16 protein-coding genes are annotated in these 17334 nt (G+C 59.7%); 15 read left to right on the top strand and 1 reads right to left on the bottom strand.

The genetic code is table 11. The features are described from left to right. Positions 1-177: 177 nt before the first annotated feature. The 7 genes from urtA (at position 178) to B9A97_RS08390 (ending at position 6862) form a co-directional block, all read left to right on the top strand. On the top strand, positions 178-1440 hold the full coding sequence (gene urtA / locus B9A97_RS08420; protein ID WP_084364704.1) for an urea ABC transporter substrate-binding protein: 1263 nt from the start codon (positions 178-180) through the stop codon (positions 1438-1440). 205 nt (positions 1441-1645) lie between these two features. Further along, a complete protein-coding gene (gene urtB / locus B9A97_RS08415) occupies positions 1646-2572 on the top strand; it encodes an urea ABC transporter permease subunit UrtB (protein ID WP_084364972.1) in 927 nt (308 codons plus the stop codon). A gap of 11 nt (positions 2573-2583) precedes the next feature. Then, positions 2584-3717: an urea ABC transporter permease subunit UrtC gene (gene urtC, locus B9A97_RS08410; RefSeq protein ID WP_143530378.1), complete on the top strand. Its 1134-nt coding sequence runs from the start codon at positions 2584-2586 to the stop codon at positions 3715-3717. 10 nt (positions 3718-3727) lie between these two features. Beyond that, entirely contained in the window at positions 3728-4483 is a 756-nt protein-coding gene (gene urtD, locus B9A97_RS08405) for an urea ABC transporter ATP-binding protein UrtD (protein ID WP_084364700.1), read from the top strand. A 9-nt stretch (positions 4484-4492) separates the two neighbouring features. Continuing rightward, entirely contained in the window at positions 4493-5182 is a 690-nt protein-coding gene (urtE, locus tag B9A97_RS08400; protein ID WP_084364698.1) for an urea ABC transporter ATP-binding subunit UrtE, read from the top strand. Positions 5183-5229: 47 nt separating this feature from the next. Then, entirely contained in the window at positions 5230-6459 is a 1230-nt protein-coding gene (gene fmdA / locus B9A97_RS08395) for a formamidase (protein ID WP_084364696.1), read from the top strand. 70 nt (positions 6460-6529) lie between these two features. Then, complete coding sequence (locus B9A97_RS08390; protein ID WP_084364694.1) at positions 6530-6862, top strand: FmdB family zinc ribbon protein; 333 nt, start codon at positions 6530-6532, stop codon at positions 6860-6862. Between the two features lie 473 nt (positions 6863-7335). Here the strand turns inward: B9A97_RS08390 and B9A97_RS08385 are convergent, their stop codons facing one another. Next, positions 7336-7992: a GntR family transcriptional regulator gene (locus tag B9A97_RS08385; RefSeq protein ID WP_084364692.1), complete on the bottom strand. Its 657-nt coding sequence runs from the start codon at positions 7990-7992 to the stop codon at positions 7336-7338. 142 nt (positions 7993-8134) lie between these two features. Here B9A97_RS08385 and B9A97_RS08380 point away from each other — a divergent pair, with 142 nt between their 5' ends. The 8 genes from B9A97_RS08380 (at position 8135) to B9A97_RS08345 (ending at position 17069) form a co-directional block, all read left to right on the top strand. Continuing rightward, the gene (locus B9A97_RS08380) at positions 8135-9709 is read left to right on the top strand and encodes an ABC transporter substrate-binding protein (protein ID WP_179145248.1); all 1575 of its coding nucleotides are present in this window, start codon (positions 8135-8137) and stop codon (positions 9707-9709) included. A gap of 59 nt (positions 9710-9768) precedes the next feature. After that, a complete protein-coding gene (locus B9A97_RS08375; RefSeq protein ID WP_084364688.1) occupies positions 9769-10710 on the top strand; it encodes an ABC transporter permease in 942 nt (313 codons plus the stop codon). After that, the gene (locus B9A97_RS08370; RefSeq protein ID WP_084364686.1) at positions 10707-11564 is read left to right on the top strand and encodes an ABC transporter permease; all 858 of its coding nucleotides are present in this window, start codon (positions 10707-10709) and stop codon (positions 11562-11564) included. Before B9A97_RS08375 ends, B9A97_RS08370 begins: the two co-directional genes overlap by 4 nt. Then, positions 11561-12577, top strand: coding sequence for an ABC transporter ATP-binding protein (locus B9A97_RS08365; RefSeq protein ID WP_084364684.1), 1017 nt, complete (start codon positions 11561-11563; stop codon positions 12575-12577). Before B9A97_RS08370 ends, B9A97_RS08365 begins: the two co-directional genes overlap by 4 nt. After that, entirely contained in the window at positions 12574-13560 is a 987-nt protein-coding gene (locus B9A97_RS08360) for an ABC transporter ATP-binding protein (protein WP_084364682.1), read from the top strand. Before B9A97_RS08365 ends, B9A97_RS08360 begins: the two co-directional genes overlap by 4 nt. Beyond that, on the top strand, positions 13553-14179 hold the full coding sequence (locus tag B9A97_RS08355; protein WP_084364680.1) for a GDSL-type esterase/lipase family protein: 627 nt from the start codon (positions 13553-13555) through the stop codon (positions 14177-14179). The genes B9A97_RS08360 and B9A97_RS08355 overlap by 8 nt, the downstream gene beginning before the upstream one ends. A 126-nt stretch (positions 14180-14305) precedes the next feature. Next, entirely contained in the window at positions 14306-15565 is a 1260-nt protein-coding gene (locus B9A97_RS08350) for a malonyl-CoA decarboxylase domain-containing protein (RefSeq protein ID WP_084364678.1), read from the top strand. After that, on the top strand, positions 15558-17069 hold the full coding sequence (locus tag B9A97_RS08345) for a malonate--CoA ligase (RefSeq protein ID WP_084364676.1): 1512 nt from the start codon (positions 15558-15560) through the stop codon (positions 17067-17069). Before B9A97_RS08350 ends, B9A97_RS08345 begins: the two co-directional genes overlap by 8 nt. The last annotated feature ends 265 nt before the right edge of the window (positions 17070-17334 follow it).

Genomic DNA, 17334 nt, shown 5'->3' with positions numbered 1-17334 from the left:
TTCAAAGCGGTAATCGTTTCGTTCCCATCCATTGACTGCATGCTACGGGCAAAACGCACCAGGGCCAATACGTCAAATACTCCATTGTTGCATCGCGGCAATCCTGTCGAAACTCGCGTCAGTTGGCGGTTCACAAGCCAGCTCAGATGAACATCGAGCGAGATGAGAGGCTTTGCTATGAGGGACGATACCACCAGAAACACACTGTCCGTGAAGCGCAGGACGTTGCTTGCGGGAATTGCCAGCCTGTCGCTGCTATCCATGGCCGGGCTACCGGCGCTGGCCGTCGACTATCCGACCGCCACGGTCAACACCACGGGGCTGTCCGTGACCGACGACACGGTGAAGGTCGGCATTCTGCACTCGGTTACGGGCACCATGGCGATCAGCGAAACCGGTTCGGTTCAGGCCGAGAAACTGGCGATCGAGCAGATCAATGCCATGGGCGGCGTTCTCGGCCGCAAGATCGAGTTTGTTCAGGAAGACGGTGCTTCCGACTGGCCGACCTTCGCCGAAAAGGCGAAGAAGCTCTTGGTTCAGGACAAGGTGGCTGCAGTCTTCGGATGCTGGACCTCGGCGTCGCGCAAGGCCGTGCTGCCGGTATTCGAGCAGTATAACGGCATGCTGTACTACCCCACCTTCTATGAAGGCCTCGAAGAGAGCCCCAACGTCATCTATACCGGACAGGAAGCAACCCAGCAGATTCTTGCCGGCATCGACTGGGTGGTAAAGGAAAAGGGTGCCAAGAGCTTCTACCTGCTCGGCTCCGACTACATCTGGCCGCGCACCTCCAACAAGATCGCCCGCAAGCATATCGAGAAGCTTGGGCTGGAAGTCGTCGGCGAGGAGTATTATCCGCTCGGACATACCCAGTTCAACTCGGTGATCAACAAGATCAAGTTGAAGAAGCCCGATGTGATCTATGCGATCGTCGTCGGCGGCTCCAACGTCGCCTTCTACAAGCAGCTCAAGGCAGCCGGTATCGACCTCACCAAGGAAAAGCCGCTGCTTCTCACCATCTCGGTCACGGAGGACGAAATCCTCGGCATCGGCGGCGAGAACATCAATGGCGCCTATGCCATGATGAAATATTTCCAGAGCCTCGACAACGAGAACAACAAGACCTTCGTCTCCGAATTCAAGAAGATGTGGGGCGACAACATCGTAATCGGCGACGTGACCCAGGCCGCCTATCTGGGCCCGTGGCTGTGGAAGGCCGCTGTCGAGAAGGCAGGCTCGTTCGACATCGACAAGGTGAAGGCAGCCTCCCCCGGCATCGAGCTTACCACTGCGCCGGAAGGCTATGTGAAGATCCACGAGAACCATCACCTCTGGTCGAAGGCCCGTGTCGGCCGCGCCAAGACCGACGGTCAGTATGAACTGGTTTACGAGACCAGCGATCTCATGGAACCCGATCCGTTCCCCGAAGGCTATCAATGAGCCTCGCCTGACGCGCTGCCCTGCCCCCGGGGCATGATGCCGAAAAGTGGACGCGGTTTTCGGTCCACATCATGCCCTACTATTTGAAGCTAGAGCGGATTCAGATTTTAGGTCGATCCGACCTAAAATCATCCGGCTCTAGCCAGGGCAGCGCCTTTTCTTCCGTCCGACCAGAAGACACCAGCTTCCAGCACGCGAGGCCATGATGATTGGCGACTATACGATTGGCGAATTCACTTCGATCCTGGCCATGCAGGGCTTTGCAGGCCTCAGCCTCTTCTCCGTCTTTGTCCTGATGGCGCTGGGCCTGGCGATCATCTTCGGGCAGATGGGCGTGATCAATATGGCGCATGGCGAGTTCATGATCCTCGGCGCCTACATGACCTATCTGTGCTCGCATATCGTCACAGAATATGTGCCCTTCCTCTTTCCGATCTACTTCTTCATTGCCATGGCGATCGCCTTCGTCACGGCCTTCGGCCTCGGTGTGCTGGTGGAGTGGGGCATGATCCGGTTCCTCTACCGAAGGCCGCTCGACACCTTGCTCGCCACCTGGGGTCTGTCGCTGATTTTGCAGCAGCTTTATCGCTCGGTGTTCGGTGCCCGTGAAGTGGGCGTCACCCTGCCGGACTGGATGATGGGTTCGATTGCGCTCACCGATATGATCGAGATCCCGATCAACGGTCTCTTCGTGATGGCACTGACACTGCTGGTCTCCTTCGCCGTCTATTTCATCCTGTTCCGCTCGGCCTGGGGCAAGCAGGTGCGCGCCGTGTTGCAGAACCGGGTGATGGCCGGCGCGGTCGGCATCAATACCAAGCGCGTCGACCGCCTGACCTTCGGCCTGGGTTGCGGCATTGCCGGCATTGCCGGGTCGGCCTTCACGATGATCGGCTCCACCGGTCCGACGGCCGGCCAGCTCTACATCGTCGATACCTTCCTCGTGGTGGTGTTCGGCGGCGCGGGCAGCCTCATCGGCACCATCGCGTCCGCCTTCACCATCAGCCAGGCCCAGTCGACCATGGAATTCTTCATGAGTGGATCGATGGCCAAGGTGCTCACGCTGCTCACCGTGGTCGGCATCCTGATGCTGCGCCCGCAGGGCCTGTTCACGCTCAACATCCGTCGCTGAGGAAACCGATGATGAAAACCGAAAGCCTTCTCTTCAACCGGCAGGGCTGGATCGCCTTCGCCATCCTCGCGGCCCTGATCCTGGTCGTCATGCCCATGAGCGTCGATGTCTTCCGCCTCAATCTCGTCGGCAAATACCTCACCTATGCCTTCGTGGCGCTGGGACTGGTGCTCTGCTGGGGAACGGGCGGCATTCTCTCGCTCGGCCAGGGCATATTCTTCGGGCTCGGCGGCTACTGCATGGCGATGTTCCTGAAACTGGAAGCCTCCACGCCAGAGGCGACCAAGATCCAGTCAACACCTGGCATTCCCGACTTCATGGACTGGAACCAGCTTACGGAACTACCCTTCTGGTGGCAGCCATTCCACTCGCTGACCTTCACCCTGATCGCCATCATCGCCATACCCTCGATCTTCGCCTTCATCATTGGCGCGGCAATGTTCAAGCGGCGCGTGGGCGGCGTCTACTTCGCCATCATCACCCAGGCCATCGCAGCGATCCTGACGATCCTGATCATCGGCCAGCAAGGCTATACCGGCGGCGTCAATGGCATCACCGATCTCAGGACCATGCTCGGCTGGGACATCCGCACGGACGAGGCCAAGGTCATCCTCTACTTCGTTAACGCTGTCCTGCTGCTTGGCTGCCTGCTTTTGGCGCAGGCCGTGCGCATCTCCAAGTTCGGCAGGCTGCTCGTCGCCATGCGCGACCGGGAAGACCGGGTTCGCTTTTCCGGCTATGACGTCGCCAGCTTCAAGATCTTCATCTTCTGCTTTGCAGCGGCGCTTTCGGCCATCGGCGGCGCCATGTTCACGCTGCAGGTCGGGTTCATGTCGCCGTCCTTCGTCGGGATCGTTCCATCGATCGAGATGGTCATCTTCTGCGCTGTCGGCGGCCGGTTGTCACTGTTCGGTGCAGTCTATGGCGCCCTGATCGTCAACGCCGCGAAGACATCCTTCTCCGAAAGCTTCCCCGAACTGTGGCTGTTTGCGATGGGTGGCCTGTTCATCGCCGTCGTCATGGCCTTCCCCAACGGACTTGCCGGCCTTTACCGCGACCACGTCGAGCCAATGCTGCAGCCGATCTTCGGACGGTTGCTGGGCGGGCGTCCCACCGTCATCGCCACGTCCAACTCCGCCAACTGAGGATCATGCCATGCTGGTTACAGAGCCACAGAAGGACTTTCTGCTCAGCGTCGAAAAACTCACCGTCTCCTTTGACGGCTTCAAGGCGGTCAACGATCTCTCATTCTACGTCGACGAAAACGAGATCCGCGTGATCATCGGCCCGAACGGCGCCGGCAAGACCACGGTGCTGGACCTGATCTGCGGGCGCACCAAGGCAACGGAAGGGTCCATCCAGTTCAAGGGCAAGGAACTGACGGGCATGCGCGAGCATGAAATCGTGCATGCCGGTGTCGGCCGCAAGTTCCAGAATCCATCGATCTATGAGGACCTCACGGTCTTCGAGAACCTGGAACTTTCCTTCCCCCGCGGACGTGATGTTTTCGGCGCGCTGTTCTTCCGTCGGGACGCAGAGGTCAGAAACCGCGTCGAGGAAGTCGCGGAACTGATCTTCCTGAAGGACCACCTGAACACGGAAGCGGCGATCCTCAGCCACGGCCAGAAACAGTGGCTCGAGATCGGCATGCTGCTGATCCAGAGCCCCAAGCTGCTGATGCTGGATGAGCCGGTGGCCGGGATGAGCGTGGCCGAACGCATCAAGACCGCCGAACTGCTCAACACCATCATCCGCAACCAGTCGGTGATCGTCATCGAGCACGACATGAAGTTCGTCGAGGACATCGCCCACCGCGTGACGGTCCTGCACCAGGGCAAGGTTCTGTCGGAGGGCTCCATGGAGCGCGTCAAGAACGACCCAAAAGTCATTGAAGTCTATCTCGGCCATTAGGAGACCGTCATGCTCGCAGTCGAAAACCTCCACGTTTCCTATGGCCAGAGCGAAGTGATCCACGGACTGGATTTCGCGCTCAAACCGGGCGAGATCGTTGCCATCATGGGCCGCAACGGCATGGGCAAGACCACGCTGATGAAGTCCCTGATGGGCATCGTTCCCTCAACCAGGGGCGTGATCCGCATCGGAGGGACTGAGGTGGAGGGCATCGAGAGCTATCGCCGGGTCGCCGCCGGCCTCGCCTATGTGCCGCAGGGCCGCATGATCTTCTCGGCCATGACGGTGAAGGAGAATATTGAGACGGGGCTCACGGTGACCGGCGAAACCTCCGTCCCGGATCACATCTACGAACTGTTCCCTGTCCTGCTTGAGATGAAGAGCCGCCGGGGCGGCAATCTCTCCGGCGGTCAGCAGCAGCAACTCGCCATCGCCCGTGCGCTCGCCTCCAAACCGAAGGTCTTGCTCCTGGACGAACCGACCGAGGGTATTCAGCCCTCCATCATCAAGGAAATGGCCAGGACGCTTTGCCGCATTCGCGATGAGATGGGCCTTTCGATCCTGGTTTCCGAACAGGTGCTGAGCTTCGCGCTCGACATGGCCGACCGCGTGCTGGTCATCGAGAAGGGCGAGATCGTCCACGAGAGTGCACGCCAGGGCATCGACGAACAGAAAGTCGCCAGCTTCCTGTCCGTCTGACGGCAACGGACACATCAATCGCCACAACCAAGGAAGGAGTATCTGCGATGACGGAAACATTGATCGAGGTGGACCTTAGCACCTCGCCGCATACCAACGAGAAGATCCACAACCGCTGGCATCCCGACATTCCGATGGCGGTCTGGGTGGAGCCGGGTGACGATTTCAAGATCGAGACCTATGATTGGACCGGCGGCCAGATCAAGAACGACAATGACGCGTCCGACGTCCGCGACGTCGAGCTTGAGCAGGTACACTATCTCTCCGGTCCGATCGGCGTGAAGGGTGCCGAGCCGGGCGACCTGCTGGTGGTCGACATCCTCGACATCGGCGCCAAGCAGGACTCGCTCTGGGGCTTCAACGGCTTCTTTTCCAAGCAGAATGGCGGCGGCTTCCTGACGGAGCATTTCCCGCAGGCACAGAAATCCATCTGGGATTTCCATGGCATGTTCACGTCATCCCGCCATGTTCCCGGCGTGAAATATGCGGGCCTCATCCATCCCGGCCTGATCGGCTGCCTGCCAGATCGCAAGATGCTCGACATGTGGAACGAGCGCGAAAAGGCGCTGAAGGCCACCAATCCAACGCGCGTTCCGCCGCTTTGCGAACTGCCGAACACAAAATCGGCGCATATGGGCCAGTTGAAGGGAGAGGCGCGGGACAAGGCTGCCGCCGAGGGCGCACGCACGGTTCCGCCCCGCGAGCACGGTGGCAATTGCGACATCAAGGATCTGTCGCGCGGATCCAAGATCTATTTCCCTGTTTATGTCGATGGTGCCGGCCTCTCCATGGGCGACCTGCACTTCAGCCAGGGCGATGGCGAAATCACCTTCTGCGGTGCCATCGAAATGGCCGGCTGGCTCCATCTGAAGGTCAGCCTGATCAAGGGCGGCATGGCCAAATACGGTATCAAGAACCCCATCTTCAAGCCTTCGCCGATCACCCCCAAATACGACGACTACCTGATTTTCGAAGGCATCTCCGTCGATGAAGGCGGCAAGCAGCACTATCTCGATGTCCACATCGCCTATCGGCAGGCCTGCCTCAACGCGATCGAATACATGACGAAGTTCGGTTATACCCGAGCCCAGGCCTATGCGATCCTCGGGACTGCGCCTGTGCAGGGGCACATTTCCGGCGTGGTCGACATCCCCAATGCCTGCGCGACGCTGTGGCTGCCGCTCGACATCTTCGAATTCGACATGACGCCAGGGGCCGAAGGGCCGAAGAAGTTTCTCGACGGCTCGATCGATATCCCGCTCGCCCCCGATCTGTGACGAGGAGCCGGGGCGGAGAAGCGTCTCCGCCCTATCACCTCGCATACGTCCTATCACAAGGTGATCATCCATGCCGAACTACGACTACAACTGCCCTGAATGCGGAGGCTTCAGCGAAACGCGGCCGATGGCACAGTCGGCGGAGCCCTGCGCCTGCCCCGCATGCGGGACAATGTCCCCCCGCGCCTTCTTTACCACGCCGTTCTTCGCCATTTTGGACGGCGCAACACGCAAGGCGATCGCCACCAATGAACGCTCGGCCCACGCACCGAAAACCTCGAAATCCCTCGGCCACGGCCCGGGCTGCTCCTGCTGCAGCGGCAGCAAGCCCTCCAAGGCCATCTATCGTGCCGACGGATCAAAAACATTTCCTTCGTCGAGACCGTGGATGATCAGTCATTGAGCCAGGTGATATCGGTCTCCATATCTTGAGCGCGTAACCGACCCGCTCTCGATGCTCCCCGACTTCAGTTATCGGCCTGGTCTCGACATGCGTTTCATTCCAGGCCCAGATGGCGCCGCCAACGGGATACGCATAGCGGCCGACAACGGCTTCAATGATAAGGTCACACGGCGTTCGGTGCGCCGCGTCAGATCTTGCAGACAAGCGCCGGCCGAGTTGAACTGCTCTCACCTTTGCCAGGGAGCAAGTATAAATACCTTTTGCCGCTACGACCTTGGACAAGAGCGATGCTGGTCGGAACTCTTGGTAGCGGCCATCAGCGCGACGGCTCATCAACAGATCGACCCAGCCGTCGCCATACCAGCCATTCCTGAAAGCAAGAAAATTGCACCGACTCTAGCTGTCCTTGGTAGGTAAGCTATCGTACCATCACGTGGATGGTTCGATTGTCTCCAAGAGCGCACACCTGCCATTTATTGGTCGCGTGCCAGACCCGCGAGGAAGTCGTGAAAACGATCCGCCTGGATTGTGATGTGATCCCACAGCGCCTGTTCCGCCTCGGTTGCATGGCCGCTGATGATTGCCTTCACGATCTTGTCGTGCTCGGCAAATGATTGCTCGATGCGGTTGAGCGAGCGTAACTGAATGCGACGATAGGGCTTCAGGCGTCGATGGAGTGCGCGAGCCTGCTCTTCCAGAAACGGATTGCCGCTCGCCCGATAGATGGCCATGTGGAACCGCTCGTTTTCGTAGTAGTAGGCGTCTGATCCCTGCGTTACGGCGGCGCGGCAGGCTTCATGACAAGAGAGCAACTCTCGTTTGCATGCTTCGTCGAGACGGCGTGCCGCAAGCCGCCCCGCCATGGCCTCTAGTCCACCCATCACCTCGAACATGTGAATGAGCTCCGCCGGTCCGACCACGGTCACGGCAGCACCGCGACGCGGCTTGATTTCAACAAGGCCGGCCTCCTGCAACTGCCTGAGCGCCTCGCGCACGGGTGTGCGTGAAACCCCGTAGGTTTCAGCAAGGCTTTGCTCTTCCAACCGATCTCCCGGTCGCAATGTTCCTGAGACGATAGCCTCCTCGATGCGGTCACGCAGCGACGGGGCGGTATTTGAGGCTATATTCATGTAAGCATACCTAAGCATGTTTCGTGTATACACGAGATTGACAATTGTACGCGATATGGGCTAGCTAATTCTAGCATTGACTTTCTATCGCATGCAATCGGCTGGACAACCCAGCCAACTGGAGTTTTGGGAGGAGTTGAAAATGATATCTAAGCTCATGAAAACACTGACGGCAGCCACTGTGCTGTCGATGGGTATGGCTATGGCCGCTCACGCTGAGAGTGTCCTGCGCCTCAGAGACGTCGGCGACATTCAGCAGATGGATCCACTGCTGAGCACCAACTACCCGATGCGCGACATGTCCTATCTGTTGTGGGATACGCTGTTTGCCATGGACGCCAATTTCGAGGTCAAGCCTCAGATGGTCGATACCTTCACGACCAGCGCCGATGGCAAAGTCTATGACTTCACATTGCGCGGCGGCCTGAAGTTCCATGACGGCGCGCCGGTCAAGGCTGCCGATGTCATCGCATCCGTCAATCGCTGGATGGGCAAGGACAGCCTCGGCCAGGAAATTGCCAAGCGCCTCGACAAGATCGAAGCGACCGGCGAGACCTCGTTCCGTATCAGCCTGAAGGAGCCCTTCTCGCAGCTTCTCAACGGGCTCGGCCGCATGACGGCCTATCCGCTCTTCATCATGCCGGAGCGCATCGCCAAGACACCGATCGGCGAAAAGCTGCCGGAACTCGTTGGGTCCGGTCCGTTCAAGCTGGTCGAGTGGCAGCCGGGCGTGAAATTCGTGGTCGAGAAATTCGCCGACTACGTGCCGCGCGCCGAGCCGCCAAGCAATCTGGCGGGCGGAAAAGTGGCGAAAGTTGACCGGATCGAGCGCATCACCATTCCCGATGATACCAGCGCGCTGAATGCACTCCTCGCCGGCGAAATCGACTTCGTCACCGAAGTCCCCTATGATCAGCTCGCCCTTGTTGAAGGCGAGGAAGAGTTCACGGTCTCGACCAAGCCGCTTCTGGGCAAGAGCCTGCAGATCGTTCTCAACCATACCCAACCGCCGCTTGACAACATAAAGGTCCGCCAGGCGGTGCAACTGGCTCTGAACCAGCAGGATTTCATGGCGACACTGCTGGGTGATCGCACCGACCTCTACAAGCTTTGCGCTGCTATCTTCATGTGCGGAGCGCCATACGAGACCGACGTGAACAGCGATCGCTACATGAAGTCCGATCCCGAAAAGGCCAAGGCTCTGTTGAAGGAAGCCGGCTATGACGGAACGCCGATCACCTTCCTGCATCCCACCGACCAGGTGTTCCAGCGCGACATGGGCACGGTTCTCGTGCAGGCGCTTCGCAACGCAGGTTTCACGGTCGATGATCGGCAGATGGACCTTGCCACCATGTTCTCCCGTCGCAACAACAAGGGCACTCCGGCAGAAGGCGGCTGGAACATGTTCCTGACGGCCTTTGGCGGCGATGCCATGATGGATCCCCTCACGAACCCCTATGTGACCGGGGCGTGTGAGAAGGCTTTTGTCGGCTGGCCTTGCGATGAGGAATTGCAGGCTCGTTGGAAGGCGTTCCTTCTCTCCGGTGATCAGGCTTCGCGCAAAGAGGCTGCCGTGAAGATCCAGGAACGGGCCAACGAGATCGTCACCTTCATTCCGATGGGCCAGTATTACGGCGTATCGGGATGGAGCAAGTCTCTCTCCGGCATGATCGAAAGCCCGCTGCAGGTCTACTGGAACATCGAAAAGAAGCAGTGACATGAAGCTGCAGGCGTCACCTCAGAGAGGGTGGCGCCTGCGGTTCTCGGGAGGCATGCATGTCCAATTTCGTCGTCCGGCGGCTTTTGTCGGTCATACCCATCGCGTTGATCGTCCTGGTCACGGTCTTTCTTCTCTTGCATATCGGACCGGGGGATCCTGCTGCCCTCATTGCCGGGGAGAATGCCACTCCCGACCAGATAGAAAGTATCCGCGAGCGCTTGTTCCTCGACCGGCCGCTTTACGAGCAGCTGTTTCTTTATCTGTCGAGCGTCGGGCGGCTTGATCTTGGCCAGTCGGTCTATTCCGGCTTCCCGGTGGTCGATCTGATCGCGCAGCGCGTGGAGCCGACCGCGGTGCTCGCGCTTTCGACACTGGTTTTATCGGTTCTGATTGCCGTGCCGATGGGCGTCTGGGGCGCATGGCGCGCGGGCTCCGCCGTGGATACCTTCCTGATCGTCGCCTCGGTCGTCGGCTTTTCCGTGCCGGTCTTCGTCATCGGCTATGTGCTGGTGGACCTGTTTGCGCTCCGTGCCGGATGGTTGCCCGTTCAGGGCTACAAACCTCTGTCGTCCGGCTTGCTGAACTGTCTGCGCAGCATCACCCTGCCGTCGATCACGCTTGCCTTCCTCTTCTCGGCGCTCGTGGCGCGGATCACACGCGCCACCATGCTGGAGGTCCTGGCCGAGGACTACATCCGCACGGCCCGGGCAAAAGGTGCCAGCAACCCGCGCATCCTGCTCGTGCATGCGCTCAAGAACATCGGCGTTCCCGTCGTTACCGTTATCGGCACCAGCTTTGCAGCACTTCTGGGTGGGGTGGTGATCACGGAATCGGTGTTCAACATTCCCGGCATGGGCCGGCTGACCGTCGATGCGATCCTGACGCGTGACTATCCCGTGGTTCAGGGTGTCCTCATCGTCTTCTCCTTCGTCCTGATTGTCGTCAACCTGCTCGTCGACCTGTCCTATGCCCTCTTTGATCCGCGGGTGCGCCAATGACGACATTATCATCCCAGACCGTCACCAGGCCAAAGCGGGAGTATCCGGGAATTGCCGTCTCGCTCAGCCTGCTCGCACTGGCCGTCGTCATCCTGATGGCCGTATTCGGACCGATGCTGCTTGGCCCGGGCAACGATCTCAATCCCATGATGCGCTTGAAACCGCCAAGTGCCACCGCCTGGTTCGGTACCGACAATCTGGGCCGCGACGTCTTCGTTCGGACCATTTCCGGTGCGCGAAATTCCGTGGCGGTCGGACTTTGCACGGCCATCGTCGTGCTGGTGATCGGAGGAACGCTCGGCGTGGTCGCCGGTTATTTCAATTGGGTGGATCGCATCGTCATGCGGCTGGCCGATGGGCTCATGGCAATTCCCGGCATCCTGCTGGCGATTGCGCTCGTCTCTGTGCTGGGCGGCGGACTCGTCACTGTGATCATTGCCATCTCCGTACCGGAGATACCGCGTACCGCGCGGCTGATGCGCAGCGTGGTGCTGAGCATCCGCGAACTGCCATTCATCACCGCAGCGATTTCCGTGGGTTCGTCGACGTCTAAAATCCTGCTGCGGCATATCGTGCCGAATGCGATTGGCATGCTCAGTGTCCAGGCAACCTATGTCTGCGCGGCCGCGATCCTGTCCGAAGCGGCGCTAAGCTTCCTTGGGGTCGGCACGCCGCCTGATGTTCCCAGCTGGGGCAACGTGATTGCCAGCGGCAAGGAGTATTTTCGTCTCGCACCCTGGATCATCGCATTCCCCGGTCTGCTATTGTCGATCATGGTGCTATCCATCAACATTCTCGGCGACAAGCTGCGTGACCGCTTCGATCCGCGCCTTGCGGCAAGGAGGGCGTCATGACCGCCGAACCATTCCTCAGCGTTCGTAACCTCAGTGTCGGTTTCGGCCCCGGGGGCGCAATCCGCGCCGTGCGTGACGTGTCCTTCGATCTCGACGCTGGCAAAACGCTCTGCCTCGTCGGAGAGTCCGGTTCGGGCAAGAGCGTGACCGCGACGTCGATCATGGGCTTGCACAAACCCGGCAGTGCCCTTGTCGAGGCGTCAACGATGCGCCTCGATGGTATCGACCTTCTGGCTTGCGACGAAAAGGAACTCTCGCGCCTGCGCGGGTCGCTGATGGCGATGATCTTCCAGGATCCCATGTCGTCGCTCAATCCGGCGCTGACCATCGGATACCAGTTGCGCGAAGCCCTGCTGCTGCATGAGAAAATGAGCACAGGCGCTGCCAATGCACGCGTCATGGAGGTATTGCAGCGCGTGCGCATTCCTGATGCTGCCCGTCGCATGAATGCCTATCCGCATCAGCTTTCCGGCGGCATGCGCCAGCGCATCATGATTGCCATGGCGCTGATCTGCCGGCCGCGTCTGCTGATCGCCGATGAACCGACGACAGCACTTGACGTAACGGTACAGGCGCAGATCCTCTGGCTTCTCTCGGAACTCCAGCGGGAGTTCGGCACCGCCATCATCTTCATTACCCATGATCTCGGCGTCGTCGCCGAGATCGCCGATGATGTGGCCGTGATGTATGCCGGGTCGCTGGTTGAACGGGGTCCCGTGCATGCGATCTTCGAAAATCCGTCGCATGGCTACACTGCCGGACTGTTGCGGGCCACGGCCGAATTCGTGCCGGGTGAACCGAGCCGTGGACGCCTGGAGGAAATCCCGGGAAACGTACCCAGCTTCTCAATGCTCCCCAAGGGATGCAGCTTCGTTGATCGTTGTCGATTTGCCGCGCAGAGTTGTCATCAGCGCACGCCGGACTGGCGTGAACTGGCCAATGCGCACGCCAGTCGTTGCGACCAGCCCGTGGCCTATGGCGCCACAAACCTTCCAGTGGACATGCCCGCATGAGTGACAATACCGATGTCCTGGTCGCCGCAAACCTCGTGCGGCATTTTCGAACCGGCAAGGGCCAGACCGTTCACGCGGTCAATGACGTCTCCTTGTCGATTGCACCGGGTGAGACGGTGGCGCTTGTCGGGGAAAGCGGCTGTGGGAAGTCCACTCTTGGCCGAATGGTTATGGGGCTTGATCGGCCCGACAGCGGAAAGGTCCAACTGCTCGGGAGTGATCTCGGCCGGATGGGTCGACGCGACCTGCATGCGGCGCGTCGCTCCGTGCAGATGATTTTCCAGGATCCGTCCGCCTCGCTCGATCCACGCTGGACGGCAGAAGCCATCGTGCGTGAACCGCTCGACAATTTTCGGATCGGTACGTCATCAGAACGGCGGGAGCATGTGCTGCAACTCCTCTCCAAGGTGGGGCTACGGCCGGATCAGGCGAAACGCTACCCGCATGAACTCTCCGGCGGGCAGAGACAGAGGCTTGGCATTGCCCGGGCGCTTGCCACGCGCCCGCGCCTTGTCGTTGCCGATGAGCCGGTCTCCGCGCTCGATGTTTCGATCCGGGCGCAGGTCATCAATCTTCTCTGTGATCTTCGCGATGAGATGAATCTCGCGCTGCTCTTCATCTCGCATGATATCGGCGTCGTATCGCACATCAGCAACCGGATCGCCGTCATGTATCTCGGTCGCATCGTCGAGACGGGTGAAACCGCCGCCGTTTTGAATGCGCCACAGCATCCCTATACCGTCGGCCTGCTGGAATCCGTGCCGCGCCCGCGTCCGTCCGACCGCCGGCAACGTGCCCCGCTAGAAGGCGATCCGCCGAGCCCGATCAACCTGCCATCGGGTTGTGCGTTCCGGACGCGTTGTCCCATGGCCGTTGACGTCTGCGCAAGCAGCGTGCCCCTGTTGCGACCAACGGCAAATGGCCGCTACAGCGCCTGTCATCGAGCCGAAGACATGAAAATTCAGGAGGCATTGCATGTTTGATTTTCCAACCCCGCTCGCGACCAACCGCTTCGAGGATGACATCGTTGGTATTCTCGCGCGGTTGCAGCGGGGACCGCTGCCCAAGCGGCCAATCGCGTTCTATGGCTCCTCGTCTTTCCGGCTCTGGGGCACGATGCAGCAGGACCTGCAGTGCCTCGACATCGTCAATCTCGGTTTTGGCGGCGGTACGAACCTGTCCGGCCGCCATTATCTGCCCAAGCTGCTTACGCCGCTCCAGCCCGAGAAGATCGTGCTCTATTTCGGTGAGAACGACATCGCCAATGATGGCCTGACGGGACAGACGACCTTCGAGCACCTCAAGGCGCTGCTTGGCGATATCCGGCAGGGATTGCCGGATGCGAAGGTTTTCGTGCTTGGCACCAAGCAGAGCCCGACCCGCTGGATCTATGCCGACGAGGTGGATGGCTACAACGCGCTGACCAAGGCCTGGTGCAGCGAGAGCGGACAAGCGTCTTTCATCGATGTATCTGCCGGCCTGATCGGTGAAAACGGAAGGCCGATGGGGCGCTATTATCAGTCCGATTTCATTCACCTGAATGCAGGTGGATATGCGCTCTGGGCAGATATCCTGCGCCAGGTGCCCGGCCTCTTACCGTGAATGCCGGATCATGACGCGAGACGCTATCATGCCGCCGACGCTATCTGCTGACGACCGACAGGTTGGTGGCGTTTATCGCGTGTCTTGCATCCGGCTCCGCCACTCTTTCCATGCGGGAGCGCCACGATGAGTGTTCTGTCTGATGTGCTCGACCTGGTCTTTCGCCGATCCATGAAGGGGCCGGTATCGGCTTTTCCTGACAGCAGAGAACTGCCGCAACTGATGGAGGAGTTGCTGTCGTCGAAGGGAGAGATCACGGGATTGATGACCGCAAAGCGCATCCTCGACGGATACGCGGCCATGAATGATGAGGCAAAGCGCGAGTTCTTCACCGTCCTTGCGGATCGCCTGGATATCAATCACGCCGAGCTGGGAAAGAGCCTCGACGCCTTTCGCATCAAACCAGACCGTGGGACCTACGACGCCTTCCTGAAGGCCGCCGAACCGCGTCGCCAGGAGCTGGCACGTCGATTGAACAGGGTGCCGGGTGCGACACCACAACTGGTGGACATGCGAGCCGATCTTCTGCGGCTTGTTGATCCTGACTCCGCCACCTTTCGTATCGACTGCGATTTCAGCCACCTGTTTGCCAGTTGGTTCAATCGCGGTTTCCTGGTGCTGCGGCGTATCAGTTGGGAAAGCCCGGCGCACATCTTGGAAAAAATCATCCGCTACGAGGCGGTGCATGCCATTTCTTCCTGGGACGAGTTGCGCCGGCGCGTGGAGCCGGAAGACCGTCGTTGCTTTGCCTTCTTTCATCCGGCTATGCCTGACGAGCCTCTGATCTTTGTGGAAGTAGCCTTGACGAAGGGGATCGCGCGTTCGATCCAGTCGCTGCTGTCCGATCAGCGGCAGCCTCTGCCAGCGCATCGGGCTGACACGGCGATGTTCTATTCCATTTCCAACTGCCAGGCGGGACTTGCCGGTATCTCCTTCGGCAATTCCCTGATCAAGCAGGTGGTGAATGATCTCACGGCCGAACTGCCGGGGCTTTCGACCTTTTCCACGCTTTCGCCCATCCCCTTGTTCTGCCGTTGGCTTCAGGCGCAGGGTCTTGAGCCTGATCGGCTCTCGGAGGGCCAGTTGACCGCTGCCGCCGCCCATTACCTGACCGCTGCACGTCGGCCGGATGGACATCACTACGATCCGGTCGCGAGGTTCCACCTTGGCAATGGTGCTCTGGTTCATGCGGTCAACGTGGGTGCCGACCTGTCCCGGCGCGGCATGAAGGAAAGTGCTGGAGTCATGACGAACTATCTTTACGATCTTTCCAGACTTGAACAAAACCACGAAAGCTTTGCAAATCAACGACAGGTCGCTGCCGCACCGCAGGTGCATGGCCTTGCCCAGTCATTCCAGTCAGTCGAGGTTCTCCGAGATGCCTAACCCTCTTTACGACGCGCTTTTTTCCTCCGGCCGCGACAGCGATCGGACCTTTCTCGTCAAGGCAGACGGAGAGACGCTTCGATATCGTGATTTTCACGCCTTGGCTGCGCGGCAGGCAAATGCGCTTGTTGATGCCGGCTTGACGCCAGGCGATCGTCTGGCCGTCCAGGTGGAAAAGACGCCGGAGGCGCTCGCGCTCTATGCCGCCTGCGTCATGGCAGGCGTCGTGCTGTTGCCGCTTAACACCGCCTACACGCTGACGGAACTCGACTATTTCATCTCTGACAGTGGTGCCCGCGTGGTTGTTTGCGGCCCCGACATGGCGGATGGGCTGCAACAGCGTGCCGGTAGCGGTGCGGTTGTTCTGACGCTCGATGCGGCGGGGAAGGGGACGCTGTCCGAGCGGGCTGAAAGACAGCCCTCGACATTTTCTGTTGTCGATCGGGCTGACGACGATCTGGCCGCGCTGCTCTACACCTCCGGAACCACGGGGCGCTCAAAGGGGGCAATGCTGAGCCACGCAAATCTATTGTCGAATTCACGGACCCTGGCCGAACTCTGGCATTTCGACAGCAGCGACGTTCTCTTGCATGCGCTGCCGATCTTCCACACCCATGGACTGTTCGTCGCCTGTAATGTCACGCTGATGGCAAAAGCCTCCATGATCTTCCTGCCCAAGTTCGATCTGGCGGCCATGCTGCGACTGATGCCGCAAGCAAGCGTGCTGATGGGTGTTCCGACCTTTTACACCCGTCTGCTTGCCGACCCCCGCTTCAACCGCGAACTCGTCTCGCATATGCGGCTCTTCGTTTCGGGCTCCGCTCCTCTGCTGGCCGAAACCCATGTGGAGTTCGAGGCCCGGACGGGCCATCGGATCCTGGAACGCTATGGGATGACCGAAACCAACATGTCCGTGTCGAACCCCTATCACGGCGAGCGCCGCGCGGGCACGGTCGGCTTCCCATTGCCGGACGTCGACCTGCTGATCACCGATCCGGAAACGGGTGCCGTGCTGCCGAACGGCCAATCCGGCATGATCGAAGTGCGGGGCCCCAACGTCTTCAAGGGCTATTGGGGAATGCCGGAGAAAACCAAGGCGGAACTGCGCGACAACGGGTTCTTCATAACAGGCGATATAGGACGTATTGATGAGGACGGTTACGTCCAGATCGTGGGGAGAGCCAAGGACCTCATTATATCAGGCGGTCTGAACATCTATCCGCGTGAAATCGAAGCACTGCTCGATGAGCAGCCCGCTGTTTTGGAAAGTGCCGTTATCGGCGTCCCGCATCCAGATTTTGGTGAGGCTGTGCTGGCCTTCATCGTGGCCAAGCCCGGCCAGGAGCCGGATCTCGCCGCGATCAGCCGAACCGCGTCCGAAAACCTGGCGCGGTTCAAGCAGCCGAGGGAATTCATTCTGTTGGATGAGCTGCCTCGCAACACCATGGGCAAAGTGCAAAAAGCGGCGCTCCGCGCATCTTACAAAGATCGCTACAGCCAATGAAACAGCGGTGCTCGACGACGAGATCAATCTCGTCGTGCCATCTCACGAAGGTGGTGAGAGCGGTGGTGCAAAATTAGACCACCGTCGCGGCGGGATTGCCCCGCTGCGGGCAGCGCAAACGTCGGCTAGAACCTTCTGCGACGATTGAACGAGGGTTGGGGCATCTCTGCCGTGGAATTAAATCTGGTTGGCCTGACTTGCTCGGAAGGGATGAGCCGGCGTCAGGCCCCAAAGCATTTCAACATAATGGCAGACACGACGATTT

It is taken from the genome of Rhizobium sp. RU36D (assembly GCF_900176345.1).
Classification (GTDB): Bacteria; Pseudomonadota; Alphaproteobacteria; order Rhizobiales; family Rhizobiaceae; genus Allorhizobium.
This window is presented reverse-complemented; position numbering and strand designations above follow the sequence as displayed.

What these genes read in the sequence shown, in the direction of transcription:
- B9A97_RS08390 (WP_084364694.1), top strand. Translation starts at nt 6,530, where the DNA reads ATGCCGAACTACGACTACAACTGCCCTGAATGCGGAGGCTTCAGCGAA.
- B9A97_RS08360 (WP_084364682.1), top strand. Translation starts at nt 12,574, where the DNA reads ATGAGTGACAATACCGATGTCCTGGTCGCCGCAAACCTCGTGCGGCAT.
- urtB (WP_084364972.1), top strand. Translation starts at nt 1,646, where the DNA reads ATGATTGGCGACTATACGATTGGCGAATTCACTTCGATCCTGGCCATG.
- urtE (WP_084364698.1), top strand. Translation starts at nt 4,493, where the DNA reads ATGCTCGCAGTCGAAAACCTCCACGTTTCCTATGGCCAGAGCGAAGTG.
- urtA (WP_084364704.1), top strand. Translation starts at nt 178, where the DNA reads ATGAGGGACGATACCACCAGAAACACACTGTCCGTGAAGCGCAGGACG.
- B9A97_RS08370 (WP_084364686.1), top strand. Translation starts at nt 10,707, where the DNA reads ATGACGACATTATCATCCCAGACCGTCACCAGGCCAAAGCGGGAGTAT.
- urtD (WP_084364700.1), top strand. Translation starts at nt 3,728, where the DNA reads ATGCTGGTTACAGAGCCACAGAAGGACTTTCTGCTCAGCGTCGAAAAA.
- B9A97_RS08375 (WP_084364688.1), top strand. Translation starts at nt 9,769, where the DNA reads ATGTCCAATTTCGTCGTCCGGCGGCTTTTGTCGGTCATACCCATCGCG.
- B9A97_RS08380 (WP_179145248.1), top strand. Translation starts at nt 8,135, where the DNA reads ATGATATCTAAGCTCATGAAAACACTGACGGCAGCCACTGTGCTGTCG.
- B9A97_RS08355 (WP_084364680.1), top strand. Translation starts at nt 13,553, where the DNA reads ATGTTTGATTTTCCAACCCCGCTCGCGACCAACCGCTTCGAGGATGAC.
- B9A97_RS08385 (WP_084364692.1), bottom strand. Translation starts at nt 7,992, where the DNA reads ATGAATATAGCCTCAAATACCGCCCCGTCGCTGCGTGACCGCATCGAG.
- B9A97_RS08350 (WP_084364678.1), top strand. Translation starts at nt 14,306, where the DNA reads ATGAGTGTTCTGTCTGATGTGCTCGACCTGGTCTTTCGCCGATCCATG.
- urtC (WP_143530378.1), top strand. Translation starts at nt 2,584, where the DNA reads ATGAAAACCGAAAGCCTTCTCTTCAACCGGCAGGGCTGGATCGCCTTC.
- B9A97_RS08345 (WP_084364676.1), top strand. Translation starts at nt 15,558, where the DNA reads ATGCCTAACCCTCTTTACGACGCGCTTTTTTCCTCCGGCCGCGACAGC.
- fmdA (WP_084364696.1), top strand. Translation starts at nt 5,230, where the DNA reads ATGACGGAAACATTGATCGAGGTGGACCTTAGCACCTCGCCGCATACC.
- B9A97_RS08365 (WP_084364684.1), top strand. Translation starts at nt 11,561, where the DNA reads ATGACCGCCGAACCATTCCTCAGCGTTCGTAACCTCAGTGTCGGTTTC.